The organism is Inhella inkyongensis, assembly GCF_005952805.1.
Lineage (GTDB): Bacteria > Pseudomonadota > Gammaproteobacteria > Burkholderiales > Burkholderiaceae_C > Inhella > Inhella inkyongensis.
The window spans coordinates 2,526,322-2,547,911 of record NZ_CP040709.1 but is presented as its reverse complement, the minus strand read 5'-3'; the positions used below and the strand labels follow the sequence as shown (position 1 = coordinate 2,547,911).

Annotated in this window: 22 protein-coding genes and 1 pseudogene; 9 read left to right on the top strand and 14 right to left on the bottom strand. The window is 68.1% G+C overall.

Going from position 1 to position 21,590, the window contains the following annotated elements:
* Positions 1 to 128: 128 nt before the first annotated feature.
* Positions 129 to 323, bottom strand: a complete 195-nt coding sequence (locus FF090_RS12010) for a P-loop NTPase family protein (protein ID WP_175423630.1) — start codon at positions 321 to 323, stop codon at positions 129 to 131.
* Between the two features lie 109 nt (positions 324 to 432).
* Here FF090_RS12010 and FF090_RS19590 point away from each other — a divergent pair.
* Positions 433 to 555: pseudogene (locus FF090_RS19590) on the top strand (IS110 family RNA-guided transposase); the annotation flags it as partial.
* A gap of 51 nt (positions 556 to 606) precedes the next feature.
* Here FF090_RS19590 and FF090_RS12005 read toward each other — a convergent pair.
* From FF090_RS12005 to FF090_RS11975, 7 genes are all read right to left on the bottom strand, one after another.
* A complete protein-coding gene (locus FF090_RS12005) occupies positions 607 to 1,023 on the bottom strand; it encodes a hypothetical protein (RefSeq protein ID WP_138856951.1) in 417 nt (138 codons plus the stop codon).
* A 126-nt stretch (positions 1,024 to 1,149) separates the two neighbouring features.
* Positions 1,150 to 1,773, bottom strand: coding sequence for an ATP-binding cassette domain-containing protein (locus tag FF090_RS12000; protein WP_310732971.1), 624 nt, complete (start codon positions 1,771 to 1,773; stop codon positions 1,150 to 1,152).
* Between the two features lie 27 nt (positions 1,774 to 1,800).
* Positions 1,801 to 2,439 carry a histidine phosphatase family protein gene (locus FF090_RS11995; RefSeq protein ID WP_138856949.1) on the bottom strand — a complete coding sequence of 213 codons (639 nt, stop codon included), beginning with the start codon at positions 2,437 to 2,439 and terminating at the stop codon, positions 1,801 to 1,803.
* On the bottom strand, positions 2,436 to 3,104 hold the full coding sequence (locus FF090_RS11990) for a TVP38/TMEM64 family protein (RefSeq protein WP_175423629.1): 669 nt from the start codon (positions 3,102 to 3,104) through the stop codon (positions 2,436 to 2,438). Before FF090_RS11990 ends, FF090_RS11995 begins: the two co-directional genes overlap by 4 nt.
* A complete protein-coding gene (locus tag FF090_RS11985; protein ID WP_138856947.1) occupies positions 3,101 to 7,006 on the bottom strand; it encodes a non-ribosomal peptide synthetase in 3,906 nt (1,301 codons plus the stop codon). The genes FF090_RS11990 and FF090_RS11985 overlap by 4 nt, the downstream gene beginning before the upstream one ends.
* Entirely contained in the window at positions 7,003 to 8,817 is a 1,815-nt protein-coding gene (locus tag FF090_RS11980; RefSeq protein WP_138856946.1) for a cyclic nucleotide-binding and patatin-like phospholipase domain-containing protein, read from the bottom strand. Before FF090_RS11980 ends, FF090_RS11985 begins: the two co-directional genes overlap by 4 nt.
* Positions 8,818 to 8,928: 111 nt before the next feature.
* Positions 8,929 to 9,972, bottom strand: a complete 1,044-nt coding sequence (locus FF090_RS11975; protein WP_138856945.1) for a quinone-dependent dihydroorotate dehydrogenase — start codon at positions 9,970 to 9,972, stop codon at positions 8,929 to 8,931.
* Positions 9,973 to 10,032: 60 nt separating this feature from the next.
* Here FF090_RS11975 and FF090_RS11970 point away from each other — a divergent pair, with 60 nt between their 5' ends.
* The 5 genes from FF090_RS11970 to FF090_RS11955 all read left to right on the top strand — a co-directional run bounded on the left by FF090_RS11970 (position 10,033) and on the right by FF090_RS11955 (position 13,966).
* On the top strand, positions 10,033 to 11,163 hold the full coding sequence (locus FF090_RS11970; RefSeq protein ID WP_138856944.1) for a 3-deoxy-7-phosphoheptulonate synthase: 1,131 nt from the start codon (positions 10,033 to 10,035) through the stop codon (positions 11,161 to 11,163).
* A complete protein-coding gene (locus FF090_RS11965; protein WP_138856943.1) occupies positions 11,160 to 11,711 on the top strand; it encodes a DUF924 family protein in 552 nt (183 codons plus the stop codon). Before FF090_RS11970 ends, FF090_RS11965 begins: the two co-directional genes overlap by 4 nt.
* 13 nt (positions 11,712 to 11,724) lie before the next feature.
* Positions 11,725 to 12,162 (top strand): hypothetical protein, encoded by a 438-nt coding sequence (locus tag FF090_RS19270; protein WP_175423628.1) that lies wholly within the window; start codon positions 11,725 to 11,727, stop codon positions 12,160 to 12,162.
* Positions 12,159 to 13,100 carry a DUF2145 domain-containing protein gene (locus FF090_RS11960; protein WP_175423627.1) on the top strand — a complete coding sequence of 314 codons (942 nt, stop codon included), beginning with the start codon at positions 12,159 to 12,161 and terminating at the stop codon, positions 13,098 to 13,100. The genes FF090_RS19270 and FF090_RS11960 overlap by 4 nt, the downstream gene beginning before the upstream one ends.
* A 62-nt stretch (positions 13,101 to 13,162) precedes the next feature.
* Positions 13,163 to 13,966 carry a hypothetical protein gene (locus tag FF090_RS11955; protein ID WP_138856941.1) on the top strand — a complete coding sequence of 268 codons (804 nt, stop codon included), beginning with the start codon at positions 13,163 to 13,165 and terminating at the stop codon, positions 13,964 to 13,966.
* Here FF090_RS11955 and FF090_RS11950 read toward each other — a convergent pair.
* The 3 genes from FF090_RS11950 to FF090_RS11940 are packed head-to-tail and all read right to left on the bottom strand — an operon-like array spanning position 13,960 to position 16,561.
* A complete protein-coding gene (locus tag FF090_RS11950; protein WP_138856940.1) occupies positions 13,960 to 14,856 on the bottom strand; it encodes a DMT family transporter in 897 nt (298 codons plus the stop codon). The two genes, FF090_RS11955 and FF090_RS11950, sit on opposite strands and share 7 nt — an antisense overlap.
* Positions 14,853 to 15,749: a DMT family transporter gene (locus FF090_RS11945; protein ID WP_138856939.1), complete on the bottom strand. Its 897-nt coding sequence runs from the start codon at positions 15,747 to 15,749 to the stop codon at positions 14,853 to 14,855. Before FF090_RS11945 ends, FF090_RS11950 begins: the two co-directional genes overlap by 4 nt.
* 5 nt (positions 15,750 to 15,754) lie before the next feature.
* A complete protein-coding gene (locus FF090_RS11940) occupies positions 15,755 to 16,561 on the bottom strand; it encodes a ferritin-like domain-containing protein (protein WP_138856938.1) in 807 nt (268 codons plus the stop codon).
* Positions 16,562 to 16,584: 23 nt separating this feature from the next.
* Between FF090_RS11940 and FF090_RS11935 the strand changes: the two genes are divergently transcribed.
* Genes FF090_RS11935 through FF090_RS11925 form a run of 3 tightly spaced genes read left to right on the top strand, consistent with a single transcriptional unit; the run spans position 16,585 to position 18,429 of the window.
* Positions 16,585 to 17,109 (top strand): gamma carbonic anhydrase family protein, encoded by a 525-nt coding sequence (locus tag FF090_RS11935; RefSeq protein WP_138856937.1) that lies wholly within the window; start codon positions 16,585 to 16,587, stop codon positions 17,107 to 17,109.
* 7 nt (positions 17,110 to 17,116) lie between these two features.
* Positions 17,117 to 18,085, top strand: coding sequence for an Hsp33 family molecular chaperone HslO (gene hslO / locus FF090_RS11930; protein ID WP_138856936.1), 969 nt, complete (start codon positions 17,117 to 17,119; stop codon positions 18,083 to 18,085).
* A complete protein-coding gene (locus tag FF090_RS11925) occupies positions 18,082 to 18,429 on the top strand; it encodes a hypothetical protein (RefSeq protein ID WP_138856935.1) in 348 nt (115 codons plus the stop codon). Before hslO ends, FF090_RS11925 begins: the two co-directional genes overlap by 4 nt.
* A 61-nt stretch (positions 18,430 to 18,490) precedes the next feature.
* Here FF090_RS11925 and FF090_RS11920 read toward each other — a convergent pair whose 3' ends face one another.
* From FF090_RS11920 to pnuC, 3 genes are read right to left on the bottom strand one after another with little or no spacing between them, the layout of a single operon-like run.
* The gene (locus tag FF090_RS11920) at positions 18,491 to 20,158 is read right to left on the bottom strand and encodes a bifunctional metallophosphatase/5'-nucleotidase (protein WP_138856934.1); all 1,668 of its coding nucleotides are present in this window, start codon (positions 20,156 to 20,158) and stop codon (positions 18,491 to 18,493) included.
* A gap of 54 nt (positions 20,159 to 20,212) precedes the next feature.
* Positions 20,213 to 20,857, bottom strand: coding sequence for an AAA family ATPase (locus FF090_RS11915; protein WP_138856933.1), 645 nt, complete (start codon positions 20,855 to 20,857; stop codon positions 20,213 to 20,215).
* Entirely contained in the window at positions 20,854 to 21,468 is a 615-nt protein-coding gene (gene pnuC, locus FF090_RS11910; RefSeq protein ID WP_138856932.1) for a nicotinamide riboside transporter PnuC, read from the bottom strand. Before pnuC ends, FF090_RS11915 begins: the two co-directional genes overlap by 4 nt.
* Positions 21,469 to 21,590 lie beyond the last annotated feature (122 nt).

Below are 21,590 nucleotides of genomic sequence, written 5' to 3'. Positions count from 1 at the left end.
TGCCGGCACTGTAATCTGCGTATCGCGAAGGCGGATAAATCCCCCGCCGCGCCCCTCGCCTCCGCACCCCGCCAACACAGCATAAGTACATATCGGCACTAAGCGCCAAAGGCACCTCGAATACTTTTTCAAAGTAACGCCCCTTTCGAATCACCGCAGTCTCTGGAGCCAATCATGAAAACCGTGTCTACTTGAAGTCCCTTCGGCATCGCATGCGTAATAAACACCATCTCCACCTTCCCCTTGAGGGCATTGATGGTCTGCGCAAAGGCTTCTGCGGTGGGGCCGACCAAGGCCGAAGCGGCTTCATCAACAATCAGCATCTTTGAAATTTGAGGCCTGACCCCCGGCATAGCTGACCCCCGGCATAGCTGACCCCCGGCATAGACCTGACCCCCGGCATCGACCCCCGGCATTGTGGGCTTGGCGCCCAAGGCCGTGGTCGGAGCTTGCATGCACAAGCTGGCGATGCTGATCTATGGCGTGTTGCGCTCAGGCCGGCCGTTCAATCCGCACATCGCAATGCCGGGGCTTGCAATTCAAGACGGTATCTGACCCCGGGCATGGTCCTATTGAGCAGTTATCCAAATTTCTTGTCGGCAATTTTTATTCTTTAACAGTAACGAAAACCACCAAACCAGCAATCAGTAGACTCGCCATCAATGACCAGATCGCCGTATATATCATCCAGAATGTAGTTATGCTTTCGGGATCATTTACATACACGGTACGCCACCCCGCCCTTGCTTCTACAAGGATTTCCGCAGGGCCCACCGCCGTCTCCACACGAACAGTTAACGCCTTAATGCCTTCCCTTTGGCTTAACCGCAGCTTGCACGGCGTTGCTGGAAAGAAGGCGCCAACTCTACAGTAAACCCTTACTCCGGAGATGTAACTCTCGCCTGATCTAATTCCATCGCGCCCTTCTCTATAGGTGTACTCACCATCCAATTCTCTGGTTTTTGACAGATCAGCCGGATAGAAAAAGGCGAAGCCTAACGATAAAAGCAGCAGCGAAGTCACTAAGAATGCGGCATAAACCCTATATACCGCCCTCTGACGCACCTCGGTCAACTTGCTGCGCGACGGATCCAATCGTCTGCTACAACTTTTCAAGTTTTATCCCTTTGTCCTTGAACAGCCAGTCATTCATGCAAGTGTTGTCATACTGTTATTTCGACTGACGACCGGGCGCAATGAATCCTTCAGATCAAGGTTTCTGTCTACTACAAGCCCCTTCGGCATCGCTTGCGTAATAAACACCATCCCCACCCTCCCCTTGAGGGCATTGGTGGTTTGCGCGAAGGCCTCGGCCGTGGGGCCGTCCAGGGCCGAGGTGGCCTCGTCGAAAATCAGCACTTTGGGGCCTTTGAGCAAGGCGCGGGCAATGGCCAGGCGTTGCTTTTGGCCACCGGAGAGGCCGGCGCCGCGCTCGCCCACTTCCGTCTCGTAGCCCTGGGGCAGGGCCTCGACCACGTCGTGGATGCCGGCCATGCGGCAGGCCTGCACCACCTGCTCGAAGCTGGCGGCAGGGTTGCCGGCGCGCAGATTGGCCAGGATGCTGCCGCTGAAGAGCATGGTTTCCTGCGGCACCACGCCAAAGTAGTTGCGCAGTTCGTTGGCGCTGAGGTTGCGCAGGTCCACGCCGTCGATCTTGATGCTGCCGGCGCTGGGTTGGTCGAAGCCCAGCAATAGCTTGGCCAGGGTGCTTTTGCCGGGGGCTTCGGGTGCTGGTCCAAAGTTTGAAGCCTGCCCAGCCCGGCCCAGCGCCACGCCAAACCGAATAGCAAGCCCCCATCCTCATCCCCCCGTCTCATCCCGCCCCTCCCGCTCCAAATGCCCGGTCAGCCCCCAGGCTTCGACCCGCCACCCGCCGCCGCTGAACACCAGCCAATTGATGGCCGCGTTGGGCAGCGCGTGCTGACGCGCGGAGTGCAGGTCGGCGTCGGTCGCAAGCCGATAGGCCATGTCCAGCACGCCGCCGTGGGCCACGGCCAGCACGGTGCCGCCCAGGCGGGCCAGGTCCTTGAGGGCGGCATGCACGCGGGCTGCGAAGACTTCGACGGATTCGCCGCCCGGGGGCAGATAGCCCGGGCAGCGGGCGTTGAGCAGGGCGTGCACGGCGGGGCTGTGCAGCGCGATCTCGTTGCGGGTCAGGCCCTGCAGCTCGCCGTGGTGGCGCTCGCGCAGCCGGGGGTCGAGTTGCAGCGCAGCCGCACCGGGCGCCTGGGCCGCTGCGATGAGCTCGGCCGTGCGGCGGGCGCGCGCCAGCGGGCTGCTGAACAGGGCGTCGAAGCGCGTGCCGGCCAGCTCGGCGGCAGCGGCGCGGGCCTGGGCCTCGCCCTCGGCGTTCAGCGGCACATCGGTCCAGCCTTGCAGCCGAGCTTCGGCATTCCAGGCTGTTTCGCCATGGCGCACCAGGCAGAGTCGCGTTTTCATAGCTGACGGGCCCATCGTTTGAGCGCCCAGGTGGCGCCGGCGACCAGCGCGATCACGCCGGCCAAGCCAGCCCAGCCCAGGCCACTGGGGTTTTGCAGTTGTTGCAGGATTTGCGGCGCCAGCCAGGCGGTGGTGAGCACCATGGGCAGCATGCCGATCACATTGCCGAGCAGAAAGTCGCGCCAGCCGACAAGGGTGGCGCCCAGCGCGAGGTTGACGACGGCAAAGGGCGCGGCCGGCACCAGACGCACGGCGATCACGGCCAGCAGGCCGCGCCGGCCCACCAGGGCGTTCAGGGCCTGGACCTTGGGGCCAGCCAGTTGTTCGACGGCCTGACGGCCCAGAGCGCGGCCGAGCGCAAAGCTGGGCAGGGCGATCAGGCTGCCGCCGCTCAGGCAGAAGGCGATGCCGGGCAGGGGGCCCAGTGCCAGCACGGCGAGCAGGCACAGCAGCGAGAGGGGCAAGGCCAAGCATCCGCCGAGCACGAAAGCGGCCAACAGCCAGGGCCAGCCCATGGCGTGCAGCAGTTGCTGCACCTGTTCGACGGCTTTGAGCGGCGACAGCCACTGCGCGGCCGGGCTGAATTGCCAGACCAGGGCCAGTGCGATCAGGGCCAAGGCCAGGACGGCCAGGAGGATGAGCTTGCGGCGGGGGCTGGGAGTCAACTTGGGGGCGCAGGCAGCGCCCGGCAGGCGCGGAGCAGGCATTGTGCAAGCCCGCCCACGCGGCTGGCTTCGAAGATGGAGCCGTGCAGACCTTGCACCTCCAGCTCGGTCAGGCTGCCGTGCTTGTTTCCCGTTAGCCTGCGCTGCCAGGGGCCGAACAGGCCGCGCTGCCAGCGCCCCAGTCCGCTGGTGCGGATGAGCGTCACCGCACCGGAGTAGGGCGCCACGCGGTAGTCGCGCAGGGCCAGCACCTGGCCCACCAGGCCGGGGTCGTTGAACATGGCGCCCAGTCGCCGGCCGTTCATGGTCAGCTCCTGGATGCGCAGCAGCTTGGTCAGCCCGCCCAGGAGCTTCCATAGCCAGCCCTGGCGGAACAGCCAGCGGGGGAATACCGAGTCGATCAGCACCAAGGCTTGAACGGTCTGGCCCAGGGCCTGCAGGCGGCGCGCGGTTTCCAGGGCGGTGACCCCGCCCACCGAAAAGCCGGCCAGCAGCACCGGCCGGCCACCCACCTGGGCTGCGATGTGGTGGGCATAGGCGTCGGCCAGTTCCTGCATGGTTTGGTGGGCCGGCGGCTGCAGCATCTGCACCTGCAAATGCGGCAGCAGGGCCTGGGCCAGGCCCTGAAAGCGCAGCAGGTCGCCGTGGCCGCTGGCGGCCAGGAAGAGGGTGGGGGTCAGGCTGTCCTCGGCCAGCGAGAGCGTGAGGGCCACGCGCGGCGCGTTCAGCGGGCTGCGCGCGTCCGGCTCGGGCTGGGCCAGCGCGTGCGCCAGGGCGGCGGCGGTGGGGGCGCGTGCCAGCATCTGCAGCGTGGGGCGCTGGCCCAGGCGCTTTTCCACGCCCAACAGCAGGTCCAACGCGGCCAGGGAGTCGCCGCCTTCGTCAAAGAAGTCGTCGTCCACGCCCAGTTCGGGGTCCTGCAGCACCTCGCGCATCAGCTGCAGCAGCTCGGCCTCCAGCCGGCTGGCCGGGGCGCGTGCCGGCAGATGCTCCAGCTGGGCCTTGGGCAGGTCCTTGAGGTCCACCTTCAGGCTGCCGGGCAGCAGGGGCAGGGCCACCATGGGCTGCCAATGCGCGGGGAGCATGTAGTCGGGCAGGCGCTCGCGCAGCAGGCCTTGCAGATGGTGGGGGTCGAGCTCGCGCGGGCTGACCCAGGCTTGCAGCGCGCGCCGACCGTGCAACTCGGCCACCTGCACGCAGGCCTCGCGCACGCCCGGCAGTTGCAGGATGGCGGCTTCCACTTCGGCCAGCTCAATGCGGTAGCCGCGCAGCTTGATCTGGCGGTCGCCGCGGCCGGCGAACTGCAGGCGGCCCTCGCCGTCCCACCAGGCGCGGTCGCCGCTGCGGTAGATGCGCCCGCCTTCCACAAAGGGGTCCGGCGCAAAGGCCTTGGCATCCAGGTCGGGGCGGTTCAGATAGCCCTGGGCCAGGGTGGCGCCGCCGATCCACAGCTCGCCCACCGCGCCATAGGGCAGGGGCTGGCCCTGGGCATCCAGTACATAGACGCGGGTGTCGTCCACCGGCACGCCAATCGGAAGCACGGACAGCACGCCTTGGTCCTCGGGCCGGCAGGCCCAGGCGGTGGCAAAGATGCAGGCCTCGGTGGGGCCATAGACGTTCCACAGCTGCGCCCGGGTGAGCCGGTGCCAGCGTGCCGCCAGATTGGGGCTGAGCACTTCGCCGCCGCAGCAGGCCACGCGCAGGCGCAGGCGGGCGCGCTCGGTCTCGCTCAGGGCCTCGATGCCATCGAGCAGACGCTGCAGGGTGGTGGGCACCAGGGCGCTGAAGCTGCAGCCGTGGCGGGCGGCAAACGGGCCCCAGGTCTCGGGCGCCTGGCGGCCTGGGGGCGGCAGGGCCACGCTGCCGCCGTTCACCAGCGGCAGCAGCCACTCGATCAGGGCCGGGTCGAAGCAGGGTTGGGTGCCTTGCAGGCTGCGGTCGCCAGGGCTGATGTCCCAGACCCGGCTGAGCCAGGCCAGGCGGCGCGCCAGCGCACCGTGCGACATGGCCACGCCCTTGGGTCGGCCGCTGGAGCCCGAGGTGTAGAGCACGTAGGCCAGATCGCTCTCGGTCGGCAGAGGGGGCAGTTCGATCAGCGGCGCCATGGCGCTGCTGTTGAGGTCCGGGCTCAGGCCCAGATGGGGCAGGTTCAGGGCCTGCCAGCGCGCGGTCTGTTCCGCCAGGCCCAGGATCAGCACGGCGCCGGATTCCTGCACGATCTGGCACAGATGGGTATCGGGATGTTCGACGTCGAGTGGCAGGAAGGCGGCGCGGCAGCGCGCCACGGCCAGCAGGGCCACACCCAGGGCGGCGCCGCGGGGCAGGGCCAGGGCCACGCGTGAGCCCGGCTGTACGCCGCGCGCCATCAAGCGGCCGGCCAGCGCAAGCGCTTGGGCGGCCAGCTCGCCATAGCGCAGCGCACCGCCGTCCCAAATCAGCGCCAGGGACTCGGGGTGCAGGGTGGCCTGATCCAGCACTCGCTCCACAAAGGAGGGGGCGGCGTCCAGGCGGGCCAGGTCGCGATGCGTGCCCTCGATCAGGGCCTCGCGCTCGGCTTCGTCCAGCAGCGGCAGCTGGCCCACGGGCCGCTCGGGGCGTTCGGCCAGATGCTGCATCAGGCTCAGCAGGCGGCGCGCCAGCAGGTCCAGTTCGCGCTGCTCCAGGCAGGCGCTGGAGCCCTCGAAGACCAACTCGATGTCGCGCTCGGGGCCGAACTCGCACAGGGTCAGCGAGAGCGGGAAGCGAGCCCGGCCGGCGAACATCTGGCGCGTTTCCACCAGCCGTGCCAGACCGAAGCTGAGCGCGTAATCCTGGCGCTCGAAGGACAACAGCAGGTCAAAGGGGCTGTCGCGGCCGGCGCGCATCAGCTGCAGTTCGCGTGCCAGGTCGCTGAGCGGAAATCGGGCGTGGCGCATGGCGGCGCGCAGCTGGGCGCCTACATGCGCCATCAGCGCCTGGCCGCTCTGTTCGGGGTCCACGGCGATGCGCAGCGGCAGCACGCCGGCATACATGCCCAGGGCCTGGCGGTGGCTGCGGCCGCTGCGATTCAGGGTGGGCACGCCCAGGCAGATTTCACTCAGGCCCTGCACCCGGGCGTAGTAGAGCGCCAGCGCGGCGGCCAGCAGGGCGAACTCGGTCTGACCGGCGGTGCGCGCGGCCTGCCCCCAGGCGACGTAGCGCTCGCGCGGCAGCCGGGCTGCGTGCAGCAGGGCGGCGGGCAACTGGGCCTTGAGCAGGTGCTCGTTCGGGGACTGGCGGCGCGGCAGCAGCGCGGGCGGGGCCTCGGGCCACTGCTGGCGCCAGAAGGCGGTGTCCTCGGCCTGGGCCTTGCTCCCTCGGTAGGACAGGCTGGCTTCGATGGCCTCGCGATAAGCCTCGCCATCGCTGGGGGTCGCGGGTTGGTCCAGCACCAGGGCGGTGTAGAGCTCGGCCCAGCGGCGCATGAATTGCGCGGTGGCCCAGCCGTCCAGCACCAGGTGATGGGCCACCAGCAGCAGGCCGTGCTCCAGCGCCTGCGGGCCTTCAGGGGCCGGGCGGATCAGGTGCATGGCCCAGGGCGGTTCCTGGCCCAGCGTGGCCGGGGTCTGGGTGAGGGCTGTCCAGTGGGCCTGCAGGGCCTCGTCCAGGCTCAGCCCGGCGGGCAGGGGCAGTTCGCGCAGCTCCACCGGGCGCTGGGCCAGCAGCACTTGCTGCTCGTGATCGGGCTGAGGCACCAGGCGCAGGGCCAGTTGCTCGTCGCTGAGCTGCTGCAGGGCCTGGCGCAGTTTGGGCAGGTCCAGCGGGCCGATCAGTTTGGCGCTGCCGCCGACCCACAGGTGCGAGCTCTGCGGCCAGGCACGCTGGTCCATCCAGACTTCGGTTTGGGCCTGGGTGTAGGCGAGCGTGTCGACGAGCGTGCTCAAGCCAGCACCCGGCTCAGGTCCCAGCGCGCGATCTCGGTTTGTGCGTATTCATAGCCGCGCTGTGCCACCTCGGCGGCGCGCTTGTAGGCCATCAGCGAGAAGTCGGCGACCGGGGGCTCCAGATAGAAGTCGGACAGGCCGATGGTCTTGCCGCGTTGGGTCAGCCCACCCATATGTCCGGCGCGATAGAGGATTTCGCCGATGCCGGGCAGGGCCTGGCCTTCGGAGCGCACGCCCCGCAGCTTGGCCCAGGGCGAGAGGCGCTCCATATCGCTTTGCACGCTCAGGGGCTCGCGCACGTCCACGTCGATGGCGATCACGGTGCCGTTACCTCGCCGGCGTTCGAGCGGCGTGCCCAGGCGCTGGCGCATGGCTTCGACGGGCACGTTGTCCAGGATGGCGCCGTCCACCAGCAGATCGCCGTTGTAGAGCACGGGGGGCAGCAGGCCGGCCGGGCTGTTGGAGGCCAGCACCGCGCGCCACAGCGGGCCGTGGTCCAGCACCGTGGTGCAGGCGCGGCTGAGGTTGCAGGCGGCGGTGAAGAAGGGCAGCCACAGCGCATCGACCTGCGCTTCGGCGTGGCCGAGCTGGCACATGAGTTTCAGGTCGCGCTCCATGCGCCGGCCGCTCAAGAGCGAGACCACCGGCACCGTGGGCCGCTCGCCCCCGGCCGCGAAACGCACGATGCGCTCGCGGATTTCATCCAACGAGGCACCCAGCGCGAACTGTGAGCCGATCAGTGCGCCCATGCTGTTGCCGCCCATCAGATCGATGGGGATGCCGGCTTCATCCAGCGCGCGCAGCACGCCCAGATGCGCAAAGCCGCGCGCCCCGCCGCCGCCCAGCACCACACCGACAGCGCGGCCGGTCAGGAAGCGCGCCAGGCGCTCAAAGTCGGGGCGGCGATCCTGGCGCAGCAGCAACACGCGCTCCAGCGCCTGACGCTCCTTGCGCCAGGGGCCGGGGGCGGCGGGACGCTGGCTGTCGGCCGGGTGCAGCAGCACAAGGTGCTGGCGCTTGTATTCAAAGCCGGCTTCTTCGCGCAGGCGCCGCTCGAAGGCGCTGGGTAGCGGGGCCTGCTTGGGGCCGCTCACAAACACCAGTTGGTCTGCATGGCGCAGGGCAAAGCGGGTCCAGGGGCTGAACTGCGCCTCGGCCTGGATCAAGAGCAGCTCGGCCTCGGTCTCCAGGCGTTCCAGCCCATTCATGGCGTGGGCCAGATCGGCCTCACTGGCCAGTTCCCCACTGGGGGCCAGCAGCCGTGCGCGTTCACCAAAGGCCTGCAGCAGACCCTGGGCCAGCATTTGGCCTTCGGGGCCGGGATGCAGGGGCAGCACGGCGATGGTCTGGGCGCGCCGACGCTCCTGCAGTTGCTGTACATGCCGCAGGTAGTCGTGCAGGGCCTGCGAGAACAGCTGGTTGAAGAGCACCGGCTCGGCACGCAGCAGGGCCTCGAAGCCGGCGCGGTCCAGGCGGGCGATTTGGGTGTCGCGCAATGCGATCAGATTGGCCTGGCGGCGCTGGCCCAGGATCAGCCCGGCCTCACCCTGGCTCTCGCCCGGGCAGAGTTCGTTGTACAGCAGCAGGCTGCCGCGCGGGTCAGTGCGGGTGACACGCAGCCGCCCATCGATGACCAGCACCAGGCCGTCGGAGGCATCGCCCTCGCGATACACATGGGCACCGGCCTGGACGAAGGCGGGCCTGAGTTGCTGCACCAGCAGGGCCAGATGGGCTTCATCCAACGCGCCAAAGCGGGCGCTGGTGCGCAGCACCTGGTGCATCTGATCCGTGGATGGCAGGCCTTCGGACATCGTTGCTCCCTTGTGGGGCGCACGGTGACACAGATGGCGCCTCACTCGACCCCGGGGCTGCCCTAATGCTGGCGAGGCGCCGCGGGCTCCTGCCAAATCAGGCCCTGTGAATCAGCTTGCCGCCTTCAGGGCCTGCGCGGACTCGCGCACCAAGCCGGCGCCCTTGTAGATCAGCCCGGTGTAGATCTGCACCAGATCGGCTCCGGCGGCGCGTTTGGAGGCGGCGTCGGCGCCGCTGAGCACGCCGCCCACGCCGATGATGGGGTAGTCGGCCCCCAGGGCGGCGCGCAACTGGCCGATGACGCGGTTGCTGGCTTGTAGCACCGGCGCACCCGACAAGCCGCCAGCCTGGCCCTCATGCGGGTGGCCCTTGACGGCCTCGCGCGACAAGGTGGTGTTGGTGGCAATCACGCCGTCCACGCCGCTCTCTTTCAGCGTGCGGGCAATCACGGCGACCTGGTCGGCATCCAGATCGGGGGCGATCTTGACGAATAGCGGCACTTTGCGGCCCAGGCGGGCGGCCAGCTGTTCGCGGCGCGCCATCAGGGCGTCCAGCAGGGCTTTGAGGGCCTCATCGCTTTGCAGGCTGCGCAGATTGGCGGTGTTGGGACTGGAGATGTTGACCGTCACATAGTCGGCGTGCGGGTAGACGCCCTCGAGTCCCTTGAGGTAGTCGCTGGCGGCGTCTTCAATGGCCGTGGCGGCGTTCTTGCCGATGTTCAGGCCCAAGATGCCGCCGTGGGCGCGAAAGCGCGTGGCGCGCTGCACATTGGCCAGAAAGCTGTCCAGGCCTTCGTTGTTGAAGCCCAGGCGGTTGATCAGGGCCTGGTGCTCGGGCAGCCGGAACATGCGTGGCTTGGGGTTGCCCGGCTGACCCTTGGGGGTGACGGTGCCCACCTCGATGAAACCAAAGCCCATAGCGCCCAGGCCGTCGATGGCGCGGCCGTTCTTGTCCAGGCCGGCGGCCAGGCCCACGCGGTTGGGGAAGCGCAGGCCGGCCACCGTCACCGGGTCGTCCACCCGGCGCTCGCCCCACAGGCAGGCCAGTGGACTGTGCTGGAAGCGCTCCAGGGCGCCCAGCGTCAACTCATGGGCGTGCTCAGGGTCGAGCGCAAACAGGGCAGGGCGGGCAAAGGCGTAGGGCAGAAAAGACATGGCGGCGGACTGGGGGGCTCAATACGGGCAACAATGGTCCGGATTCTCCCTGCTCATGCCATGCAACAACTAGACAACCCCGCCCACGACCGCGAAGTGGGCCATGCCGACGCCACCCTGGACGCCACCCGCACCGACGACACCCGCATCCGCGCGGTGCGCCCGCTGATCAGCCCCGCCCTGTTGCAGGACGAGATGCCGGTGAGCGAAGGCGAGCTGCAATTGGTGGAAGGCACCCGCCAGGCCATTGGCCGGGTGCTGCGCGGCAGCGACGACCGCCTGGTGGTGGTGGTCGGCCCTTGCTCCATCCACGACCACGACCAGGCGATGGATTACGCACGTCTGCTGAAGAAGGCGGCGGACGCCCTGCGTGAGGACTTGATCGTGGTGATGCGCGTCTACTTCGAGAAGCCGCGCACCACGGTGGGCTGGAAGGGCTATATCAACGACCCGCAGCTCGATGGCAGCTTCCGCATGAACGAGGGCCTGCGCCTGGCGCGCCGCCTGCTGCTGGACGTGACGGCCCTGGGCCTGCCGGCCGGCACCGAGTTCCTGGACCTGCTCTCACCCCAGTACATCGCCGACCTGATCGCCTGGGGCGCGATTGGCGCGCGCACCACGGAGAGCCAGAGCCACCGCCAGCTGGCCAGCGGCCTGTCCTGCCCGGTGGGCTTCAAGAACGGCACCGATGGCAGCATCAAGATTGCGGCCGATGCCGTGTTGGCGGCGCGCAGCGGCCACGCCTTCATGGGCATGACCAAGATGGGCGCTGCGGCCATTTTTGAGACGCGCGGCAACGAGGACTGCCACCTGATCCTGCGCGGCGGCAAGGCGCCCAATTACGACGCCGCCAGCATCGCCGCCGCCTGCCAGGCCCTGAAGGCCAGCGGCGTGCACGAGCAGGTGATGGTGGACCTGAGTCACGGCAACAGCAGCAAGCAGTACGAGCGCCAGATCGAGGTCGGGCGCGATGTGTCGACCCAGATCGCCGGCGGTGAGCGCCGCATCTGCGGCGTGATGATCGAGAGCCATCTGCAACCCGGGCGCCAGGACCATGTGGAAGGTACGCCCAAGAGTGCACTCAAGCCCGGCGTGTCGCTGACCGATGCCTGCCTGGGCTGGGCCCAGACCGAGCCGCTGCTGCATGAGCTGGCCGCCGCGGTGCGCCAGCGCCGATCTCTCAGCGCATGAGCTTGCCGCACAGTCCCGAGGCGGTGCTGGGTTTCTGGTTCGACGAGATCGAGCCGGCCCAGCACTGGCGTGTGAATCCGGCCTTTGACGCGCGGCTGGCCGAGCGGTTCGGCCCGCTGTTGCGGCAGGCGGCTGCCGGCGAGTTGCTGCCCTGGCGCGCCACCGCAGGTGGGCGATTGGCCGAGGTGATCGTGCTCGACCAGTTCTCGCGCAACATCCATCGCGGCAGTCCCCTGGCCTTTGCGCAGGACGGTATGGCCCTGGTGCTGGCACAGGAGGCGCTGGCGGCCGGGGCCCTGGCCGCCTTGCCGGCGGTGCAGCAACCCTTTTTGTTGATGCCCTTCATGCACAGCGAATCCGCCGCCATCCATGCCTGGGCCTTGCCCCACTTTGAAGCCCTGGGCCGGCCTGATACCTTGAATTTCGCGCTGCGCCATAAGGCCATCGTCGACCGCTTCGGGCGCTACCCGCACCGCAATGCCATCCTTGGCCGTGCCTCCACCGAGGAAGAATTGCAGTTCCTGCAGCAGCCCGGTTCGTCGTTCTAAGCCCCTGCACCCCATGAAGACCCCTCTCACCCTTCTTGCTTTGATGCTCAGCCTGGGCGCTGTCCAGGCCAGTTCGACCGCCGCCAGCTCGGCCTCGGATTCGGTGGGCAGCCTGTCGAACTCTGTGAGCAAGTCCAGCGACAGTTCCACCGGCACCGAGGTGGCCACCGGCCCCTATGTGTTGGTGCGGCTGCAGCCGCTACCCGAGGCGCCGGGCCAGCAGCGCCTGGTGCTACGGCGCCTGGACGCTGACGAAGCGACCCCCACCGTGGCGCTGGACCTGCCCGAATCCGTGGTGGCAGCCCAAGCTCTGCAGGCTGGCCAGACCCTGCATGTGCAAAACCGCGCCTACGGCCTGGCGCTGGCGCGCTGGAATGCGGCGGGCCCGGCCCCGGAGCCCTTCTTCCTGGCCCTGCAGGATCCGCGCGAGCTCGCCAACAGGAAGCTTTGAAGGCCGCTGACGCGGCCGCGACTTTGAGGGCAGTCATACGCGGCTTAGCCCTGGCGCTGCTGTGTGGCACAGCCCAGGCCGAAGCCCTGCGCGCCTGCAACCCCGGGCCGCCGCCCAGTCTGCGGCAGCAGGACCGGCTGTTGCAGCTCTCCCAGTTGATCCAGCAGGACCTGGAAGCGCGCGGCGCCCGCCTGGCCGTGGTGGCACGCGCGGGCACTGATCTGCGCCGCTTCGGCGTGGACTACAGCCACGCCGGTCTAGCGTTGCGCCACAACCCGCAAGGCCCCTGGGCTGTGCGCCAGCTTTACTACGACTGCGAAGCCCGCCAGTCGGCGCTGTTTGATCAAGGCCTGACGGGCTTTTTGCTTGGCAGCGAAGGGGCGGACCAAGGGCGCTTGCTGGTGCTGCTGCTGCCCGCCGAGGCTGAAGGACTGCTGGAGCAAGCCGCCCTGGACCGCGAGCGTGCGTTGGCCCTGATGGGCCCGCAGTACGTGGCCAATGCCCACCCCGACGACGCTTTGCGCCAGAACTGCAACCAGTGGCTGGCCGAGCTTTTGGCCGAGGCCTGGGGCGCGGCCGGCCGCCCCGAGCCCACGCCGCGCGAGCGCGCGCAGGCCTGGCTGCGCGATCAGGGGCATGCGGTGCAGCCGGTGCAGCTGTCCACCGGCCTTTGGTTTGTGGCCGCTGCCTTTGTGCCTTGGCTGAGTCAACAGGGCCACCCGCCAGAAGATCGTGCGGCGCTGCAGTTGCGCACCACCTTGCCGCGCGATCTCCACGCCCTGTTGCAGCGTCAGCACCCGCAGTTGCAACGGGTGGAGTGGTGTCATGTGCAGAGCCGGGCGATTCGACGAGAAAACGGCGCCCCGCTGGGCGAGGGCTGCTTAACGCAGGCCGGTGACCGGGTGATGGCACTGGACGCCGCAACGCCAGGGGATTGACGCGCCGGCACAAACGCGCAGCATCGGCGCCGCCGATCTTGGCCTGCATCCGAGAGCCCGCTATGCACTCCCTGCCGTCGAAGTTTCGTCTCTTGAGCGCGGCCGCCGTGCTGCCCCTTCTGAGCGCCTGCCCGGGCAGCCCGCCCCAGCCCCTGAGCCGTCAGATCGATCCAGAAGTGCGCAGCATCGCCCTGATTGAAGGCCAGCCCGACGCCGTGCAGTCCTGCCAGGGGCCCATCGTCCCCGCACCGCAGAGCTGGTGGAACAGTCTGCCGCCTCAGCAGCCGCCCAAACTGGTGAATCAGGGTCTGGTGGGTTTCCATCTGACCCCCAACCCGCGGCCCGGCTGCGCTGGATTCCGCCAGGATCTATACCGAACCGAGTTCGGCTATTCACTGCTTGCCCAGCAGGCGCTCAAGGGCCTGGTCGTCAAGGCCATGCTGAGCGTCCATGCCGAGATCTTGCCGCCACAGCGCCCGGGCTTTCTGTGCGAACCCTTTACGGGTGGTGGCGGTGGCTTGGTGCGTCTATCTTTGGGGCAGGCGCTGCCTGCGGCCGCCTTCACAGAAATGCCAGCGACCGCGCGCGTGCGCTTTCTGAGCGGTGCGCGAAGGGTCAACTTCCCCCAGCCCTGGATCTCCGGCAGCCTGCCCGGCGGTGCCACCAGCTTTGATGGGGGCGGCCAGCGCGCCAGCTTTTCTGTTGATGTGACCCAGGACGTGGTGCAGGCCTTGGACAACGGTGCGGGTGCGATCCAATTTGCCATCGCCGGAAGCGACGAGGCCGTGCGCAGCGCGGCGCCGCCAGCGGCGTTTGACTGCCGCACCATCTACCGGGTCGGTCCCTTGGTGCTCACGCACTACTGAGGGCTGGCCGTTCTTGTTGCCAAATAGATGCCCGCCAGCGCCAGGCCCAAGGCCAGCCCATGCAGGGCGGTGGCCTGTTCGCCCAGCAGCACGATGCCCACCCCCGCCGCGCTGATGGGCAGCAGCACGGTGAACAGGCCGGCTTGCTGAGCCGGCACGGCGGGCATGCCGCGCATCCACAGCCACACTGTGCCCATGCTGGCCGCCAGGGCGTAGAAGAGCAGCAGGGTCCAGGTGCTCTGGCCCACGCCCGAGAACTCAAAGCCCCAGCCCTGCCACAGGGCCAGCGGGGCCACCAGGGCCAGGCCCCAAAGATTGATGAGCGCACTGATGCGTTTGGCCGAGAGCTTGGCGGTCAGGCGCTTGCCCACCACCACATAGGCGGCCTCGCAACCCACGGCGGCCAGCAGCAACGCATAGCCCCACCACGGGGCTTCTTCTGCACCCGGCGCGTGGCGCGAGAAGGCCAACAGGGCCACCCCCAGGCCGGCGCAGGCAATGGCCGCGACGATGCGGGCGTTGAGCCGCTCACCCAGGAAGGCCCAGGAGAGCAGGGCCACCGCTGCCGGAATGCCTGCCATCACCACCCCGGCCGCCAAGGCCGAAGTGGCCTGCACGCCGAACAGCATGCAGATCGAGAACAGGAAGTTGCCGAAGAAGCTGCCCAGAAAGAGCACCAGGTGGTCGCGTGCATCGAGCGCCGGCTCTTCCGCCGGACGGCGCATCCAGCCCACCATGGCCACAGCGGCCAAGGCAAAGCGCAGCCCCGCCAGCAAGAAAACGGGGAACACCGCCACCAGCCATTTCGACAGACCCACATAGCTGCCCACCAGGGCCATGCTGGCGGCCAGGCAGAGATAGGCCTGTGGTCTTCCGATCACAGCGCTCATGCCGTTTTGCGCTTGAGCGCCGGATGCAGCAAGGGCAGCAGTTGCACTGCCAGCAGCGCGGCCAGAATCAGCGCGCAGCCCAACAGGCCCTGGGTATTGAGCCGTTCACCCAGCAGCCAGTAGCCAAAGCCGGCGGCAAACAGGGTCTCGCTGCTGAGGATGATGGCGGCGTCACTGGCCGGTGCGGTGCGCTGCGCCACCACCTGCGCGGTGAAGGCCACCCCGGCGCTCAGCATGCCGGTGTAGGCGATCGGAATGGCCGCCGCCTGCACCTGTGCCCAGGTGAAGGGCTCGAACAGGAACGCATAGGCCAGGCACAGGGCGCCAACCACTGCGAACTGGCCGCTCGCAATCGCGAAGGGGGCATCGAATTTGTCGGCCATGCGGCCCACCAGCAGCACGTGCAGGGCCCAGGGGAAGACCGAGGCAATCACCCAGGCGTCGCCGACATGGAGTTGCAGGGTCTGCACACCCGATAGCAGGTAGGCGCCGGCCACGCAGGCCAGCGCGCAGGGCCAGACGCTCCAGTGCGGTGATTCTTTCAGCAGCAGGGCGCCCAGCACGGGCACCAGGGGGACATAGAGGGCGGTCAGGAAGCCGGCGTTGGTGACGCTCGTAGTGACGATGCCGATTTGCTGAAAGGCCGCGCCCACTGCCATCAGGCTCCCCAGCAGCAGCAAGGTGGGTGCCATCGGTCGCTGGCGGGACTCCGGCCGGCGGCGCGGGGCTTCCCACAGCGCCAGCGGCAGCACCACCAGCGCGCCCAGCAGGAAGCGCACGCCGGTGAAGGCCATGGGGCCCAAGTGCTGCATGCCATGGGCCTGGAAGACAAAGGCCGAGCCCCAGATGATGGCGACGAAGGTGAGGAGGAGGTCGGCTTGTAGTCGGGTCATTGGCTTTACTGTGCCTGCGCGTTCAGCGCGGCCAGTTCGTCATCGGTGAAGCCAGCCAGTGCGCGCGCGCCCAAGTTCAGCGGTTTGCGTGGGCGCGGCGCCTGGTAGAGCTGGCACAGGGCCGGGAAATCGGTCTCGGGGTCCACCCCGTCGCGTTCGCAGGCCCAGCGGTACCAGCGGTTGCCAATCGCCACATGGCCAATTTCGTCGCGCAGGATGATGTCGAGGATCTCGACCGCACGCGTGTCGCCGGCCTGGGCCAATTTTTTTTGCAAGGGCGGCGTGGCATCCAGTCCGCGCGCCTCCAGTGTGCGCGGCACCAGGGCCATGCGGGCGCGGAAGTCCTGCGCAGTGCGTTCGCACATCTGCCACAGGCCATCGTGGGCGTCGAAGTCGCCATAGGACTTGCCTTGCTCTTGCAGGTGGGCGCTCAGCAACTCGAAATGCAGACCTTCCTCGGCGGCCACCTGCAGCCAGTCGGCGTAGAACGCCGAAGGCAGGCCGGCAAAGCGCTGCACGGCGTCCAGTGCCAGATTGATGGCGTTGAACTCGATGTGCGCGATGGCATGCAGCAGTGCGGCGCGGCCCTCCGGGGTGAACGCGCTGCGGCTTTTGGAAGTCAGTGCGAGCTTGAGTTCGGGCTTGGGTGGGCGGCCCGGCAGGGGGAGGGGGCTTTGCGGTGTGGCCTGCGGGTCCAGGCTGACGCCTCCTGCCAGCCAGCGACGCCGCAGTGCCTGCGCCCCGGCGGCCTTGGTTTTGGGGTCTGACTCGACCAGCAGTTCCAGCGCCTGTTGGCGAAGCTCGACAATCATGTTTTTGATTATCGAGGGCGGCGATGAGCATCTACCGACTGGGCGAGCACGAGCCTGATGTGCCAGCCAGCGCCTGGGTGGCGCCGAGTGCCACGGTGGTGGGGCGCGTTTCTCTGGGTGAGCAGTGTTCGGTGTGGTTTGGCGCCGTGTTGCGCGGCGACTCCGACACCCTGACCTTGGGCGCGCGTGTGAACGTGCAAGACAACGCGGTGCTCCATGCCGACACCGGCTTCCCGCTGGTGATCGAGGACGATGTCACCATCGGCCACCAGGCCATGGTGCATGGCTGCCATGTCGAGAAGGGCTGCTTGATCGGCATCCAAGCCGTGGTGCTGAATGGTGCGCGCATTGGAGCGGGCAGCCTGGTGGGCGCCGGCGCCTTGGTGACCGAGGGCAAGGTCTTCCCGCCGCGCAGCCTGATCGTGGGCAGTCCGGCCAAGCTGCTGCGGGAGCTGACCGAGGAAGAGAGTGCGCGCCTGCTGCATTCGGCCGCGCACTATGCGCGCAACGGCCTGCGGTACGGGGCTGAATTGGAAAAGATGGAATGAATGAAGCATGAGTGAATTCAGAAAGTTCTTGTTTGAAGGTCTGCCCGTGCGCGGCGTCGTGGTGCGCCTGACCGACAGTTGGCAGGAGTTGCAAGGCCGGCGCGAGCAGCCTCTGCCGGCGGCTGTGACGGCCCTGCTGGGCGAGATGAGTGCCTGTGCGCTGCTGCTGCAGGGCAATCTGAAGTTCCAGGGCGCGCTGATCCTGCAGATGGCGGGCGATGGACCGGTCAAGCTGGCCGTGGCCGAGGCACGCACTGACCTGAGCTACCGGGCCACCGCCAACGTCACCGGCGCCGTGCCGCAGTTGGGCGCGCAAGGCTTCAATCTGGCGGATCTGCTCAATGTGCATGGCGGCGGGCGTTGCGCCATCACCCTGGACCCGGACGATCGCCCTCAGGGTGTGCAGCCCTACCAAGGGGTGGTGCCGCTCAACGACGAGCAAGCCGGGCGCTTTGGCCGCCTGGCCGAGGCGGTCGAGCAATACATGAAGCTGTCCGAGCAGCTCGACACCAAGATCATGCTGGCTGCCGATGGCCACAGCGCGGCGGGTTTGCTGATTCAGCGCATGCCGCTGGCGGGTGAGGGCAATCTCGAGGGGGGGGGATTGGACGCCGAACGCGCGGCCGAACTGGCCGATGCCTTCCCACGCCTGGCGCTGAAAGTTGGCACCCTGACCCGCGAGGAGTTGCTGCAGTTGCCCATGGACGATTTGCTGCACCGCCTGTTCTGGGAAGAGCCGCTGCGGCACTTCGAACCCGCTGCGCCGCGCTTTGCCTGCACCTGCTCGCGTGAGCGCGTGGGCCGCATGCTCGTGGGCTTGGGGCGTGAGGAGGTGGAGTCCATCCTCACCGAGCGCGCCGAGGTCGAGATCGCCTGCAACTTCTGCGGCGCGCCCTATCGCTTCGATGCGGTGGACTGCGCGCAGCTTTTCCAGGCTGAGGGCAGCGTGGCGGCCTCGCCCGGAGGGGTGCATTGAGCGAGGACCGACCATCCGCCATGGCGGGTGTGTTGGCCTTTGTGGCAGGGGCGGTGCTGGCCTTGGCGCTGGCGCATGGCCTGTACCGTGCACTGCCCGGCACCAGCCTGTTTCCGGTCCTGGCCGGGGGGGGGGTGGCCCTGGTGGGCACGCCCGTGCTGTCGGGTTTGTTGGGCGGCTGGGCCGCAGAGGGCACGGTGGTTCAACGTGTCCTCATGCCCATGGTGGTGCTGACCCTGGTCGGCACCATCTTTCCCACCCTGCCGCGCTGGATGTGGGGGCTGGGCCTGATCTTTGGGCTGGGCTTCACCGTGTTCACGGCGATGGTGCCCGATGAAGACTAAGTGCCGCCAGCCTCGCTGCGCAGGCGGCCGCGTGCATGCCCGTGGGCTCTGCGTTGCCGTCTTAGTTGAGGCGCTGGATGCGGTCCAGCGCCGGGGCCCGCAGCACCTGCTGGCTGGCGACGTAGCGCTCTAGGGCTTGCACGTCGAGCATGCCGGTTTGGCGATTGCGACCGCGCACAAAGAGCGAAAAACCATCGCCCCCGGCCGCCACGAAGGAATTCACGGTGACGCGGTAATCCCGTTCCATCTGCAGCGGCTGGCCGTTCAAGCGCACCGAGCCCGGCACCACCTTGGCGCCTACCGGGGCCTTGGGGTCCCACTGATAGGTGAAGCCGGCGGAGGGCTGCAGGGGGTCGAAGCCCAGGCGCGAGCGCCACTGGCTCTCCAAGATCTCAAGAATCTCGCGCCCGCTAAGCGTCATGGTGATCAGCTCGTTGGAGAAGGGCTGCACCGTGAACAGATCACCGTAGGTGACGCTGCCGTCGGCGCGCGGGGTCAGGCCGGCGCGCACGCCTTCTTTGTTGGTGAAAGCCATTTCAGCACCGCCGGCCTCGGGCGCGCGGGTGGCGGCCCAATGGGCATCGGCCAGCAGCAGGCCCATCGGCCAATTGCCGGCCGGGTCGTTCACGGTCTGGCGGATCTCTTGCTCCAGGCGGCCGACACGCCGCTCGATCAGCGGCTGGGCGCGGTCCAGATAGCCGGCCACCAACGCGGTTTGCTCGGGGTCCTTGGCGAACTGATCGAGGCGGGTCAGGATGTTTCTGGCCTGGCTGTCGATGACGTCGCGAGTCTGGCGGTCGATGGTCAGCGTGATGTCGGTGACCATGGAGCCGAACTTGTGTCCGCTGGTCACGCGCATGCCATTGATCATGCAGTTGTAGGCCCAGTGCGTGTGGCCGGTGACCACCAGGTCCACGGCGCGGTCGAATTTCTTGACGATGGCTTCGATCTGCCCGGTCAGGCCCGGGCACTCGTCCACATTGCCGGTGGTGTAGCCGCCTTCGTGAATCAGCACGACGATGGACTCAACCCCTTGCGCGCGCAACTCCGGCACCAGGCGGTTGACGGTCTGGGCCTCGTCGTCAAAACGCAGGCCCTGGATGCCGGTGGGCATCACCAGGCCGGGGGTGCCGGCCAGGGTCAGGCCGATGAAGGCCACCGGGATGCCCTCAAAGCGGCGGATCAGGTAGGCCGGCAGCAGGGTCTTGCCGGTGGCGGTGTCGATGGTGCTGGCGGACAGGTATTGAAACTGCGCCCCTTTGAAGGGCTGCGGGCCCTTGCATCCATCCACCGGGTGGCAGCCCCCCTTTTGGCGGCGCAGCAATTCATCGCGCCCGAGGTCGAACTCATGGTTGCCCACGGCCGAAACATGCAGGCCCATGGTGGACAGGGACTCGATGGTGGGCTCGTCGCGGAACAGGGCCGAGAGCAGGGGGGTGCCACCGATCAAGTCGCCGGCGGCCACAAAAATGTGGTTGGGCTGATCCTTGCGCAGCTGCTTGACGGCCGTGGCCAGGGCCTCGACGCCGCCGACTTCCATCACCACCGTCTTGCTCGGCTCGGCCGGATCGGGCAGGCGCAGGCCCTTGGGCGGCAGCAGATTGCCGTGCAGATCGTTGATGGCCAGCACCTGCACCTTCAGCGGGCCGGACGGCGGCGGCGGCGTGGCGCAGCCTGCCAAAAGAGCAGCGATCAGCAGGGGGGCGGTCAGGACGGGCAGCAGGCGCATGGATGGACTCTCGGGCGGGGGCGAGATTCTCGTTCAGTCTTGGCAGTGGGGGCTTCAGCCCGTAGGGGCAGTCTGGCGCAGGCGCTGTTCGGCGTGCGGCCAGTCGCAGCAGGCGCAGGCCCAAAGCCCTTGGAGCTCTTGGGCCTCAGTGGGGGCGCCTTGCCTCTGATCGCGCCGGGGCAGGGCCCGGATCAAGGCCTCGGCCAAGGCCGCACGCTCCGCCAGTGGGCCGGCCAGCACGGTGAAGGGCAGGCCGCGGTCGCGCAGCAGCTGGTGCAGCTCGGCATGGGTGGCGGCGCGCACATGGGGGGATTCGCGCTGGTGCCCATCGGCCTGCCAGGGCACGCCGCTGGGGCTGCACAGCAGGGTCAGGTCAAAGCCGCGCTGTTCTTCTACGGCGGCGTCCAGCGCGCTGTCGTCTTGGAAGTAGTGGATGCTGTAGAGCGCCGTCATCAGCGGCGTGGTGTCGGCCACCACCAGGGGGTGGGCGGCCGAGGCCAGCGTGATGCGGCGGCGCTGCTCAGCGGCGATCAGCGCCTGTTCAGACTGCAGGGGCGTGCGGCCCGTGCTGTCGCACCACTCGCGCAGATATTCAGCCACCGTGGCGACACGCAGATCCGCCAACCGCTGGCCCAGCATCTGGGTCAGGCTGCTCTTGCCCGTGCACTCAGCGCCCAGCAGCGCGATCTTCCAACTCATGCCGAAGCTGCCGTGCCGCGCGAGGCACGCGCCCACTCGCGCCAGCCCCAAAGGGCCAGGGGGATGAAGGCGGCGTAGAGGATGACCGTCAGCCAATAGGCCTTGAGCACGAAGAGCACCACCGAGACCGCATTGATGGCAACCCAGAAGGGCCAGTTCTCGATGTACTTGCGCCCCAGCAGCACGGTGGCCACCACACTGGCCACGGTGGGCAGGGCGTCCCAATAGGGCAGGGGGGAGTCGGTGCGCTGGTCCAGCCAGTAACCCAGGGCCGGGGCGCCGAGCGCGATGGTGGCCAGGCTCCAGGCCCAGGCCCGCGCGCCCATGCGGCGCACGGTCATCTCAAGCTGCGTGCGCCCACGCCACCACTGCGCAAAACCCCAAGCCGCCATGGCCACGAAGAAAAGCTGCAGCGCCGCCTCGCCATAGAGCTTGCCGTTCCAAAAGAGCAAGGCGTAGAGCAGCGAGGAAGCCGCCGCCAGCGGCCAGGCCATCAGCCACTGCCGCATATTGCCCAGCACCATCGCGATGGAGAGCACAAAGGCCAGCAGCTCCAGCCACGTGAAGGGTGCGCCCCAGGCCGTGAAGGCGGGGGAAAGAAGGAGATCCATCTCAGCGGGTCGTATTCGGCAAAGGCGCGCAAACCAGCGCAGTCAACCCGTCGATCGAGCGGACACCGTGGAAGCGGCTGAGCCGAGCCCTTGGTGTCGCTCGCAGGAGGATGCGGCCGAGG

Excerpts from the sequence above, each read along its gene's own strand:
- FF090_RS12010 (WP_175423630.1), bottom strand. The coding sequence starts at position 323 with ATGCTGATTGTTGATGAAGCCGCTTCGGCCTTGGTCGGCCCCACCGCA.
- FF090_RS11995 (WP_138856949.1), bottom strand. The coding sequence starts at position 2,439 with ATGAAAACGCGACTCTGCCTGGTGCGCCATGGCGAAACAGCCTGGAAT.
- FF090_RS11980 (WP_138856946.1), bottom strand. The coding sequence starts at position 8,817 with ATGTCCGAAGGCCTGCCATCCACGGATCAGATGCACCAGGTGCTGCGC.
- FF090_RS11975 (WP_138856945.1), bottom strand. The coding sequence starts at position 9,972 with ATGTCTTTTCTGCCCTACGCCTTTGCCCGCCCTGCCCTGTTTGCGCTC.
- FF090_RS11970 (WP_138856944.1), top strand. The coding sequence starts at position 10,033 with ATGCAACAACTAGACAACCCCGCCCACGACCGCGAAGTGGGCCATGCC.
- FF090_RS11965 (WP_138856943.1), top strand. The coding sequence starts at position 11,160 with ATGAGCTTGCCGCACAGTCCCGAGGCGGTGCTGGGTTTCTGGTTCGAC.
- FF090_RS19270 (WP_175423628.1), top strand. The coding sequence starts at position 11,725 with ATGAAGACCCCTCTCACCCTTCTTGCTTTGATGCTCAGCCTGGGCGCT.
- FF090_RS11955 (WP_138856941.1), top strand. The coding sequence starts at position 13,163 with ATGCACTCCCTGCCGTCGAAGTTTCGTCTCTTGAGCGCGGCCGCCGTG.
- FF090_RS11950 (WP_138856940.1), bottom strand. The coding sequence starts at position 14,856 with ATGAGCGCTGTGATCGGAAGACCACAGGCCTATCTCTGCCTGGCCGCC.
- FF090_RS11945 (WP_138856939.1), bottom strand. The coding sequence starts at position 15,749 with ATGACCCGACTACAAGCCGACCTCCTCCTCACCTTCGTCGCCATCATC.
- FF090_RS11940 (WP_138856938.1), bottom strand. The coding sequence starts at position 16,561 with ATGATTGTCGAGCTTCGCCAACAGGCGCTGGAACTGCTGGTCGAGTCA.
- FF090_RS11935 (WP_138856937.1), top strand. The coding sequence starts at position 16,585 with ATGAGCATCTACCGACTGGGCGAGCACGAGCCTGATGTGCCAGCCAGC.
- hslO (WP_138856936.1), top strand. The coding sequence starts at position 17,117 with ATGAGTGAATTCAGAAAGTTCTTGTTTGAAGGTCTGCCCGTGCGCGGC.
- FF090_RS11920 (WP_138856934.1), bottom strand. The coding sequence starts at position 20,158 with ATGCGCCTGCTGCCCGTCCTGACCGCCCCCCTGCTGATCGCTGCTCTT.
- FF090_RS11915 (WP_138856933.1), bottom strand. The coding sequence starts at position 20,857 with ATGAGTTGGAAGATCGCGCTGCTGGGCGCTGAGTGCACGGGCAAGAGC.
- pnuC (WP_138856932.1), bottom strand. The coding sequence starts at position 21,468 with ATGGATCTCCTTCTTTCCCCCGCCTTCACGGCCTGGGGCGCACCCTTC.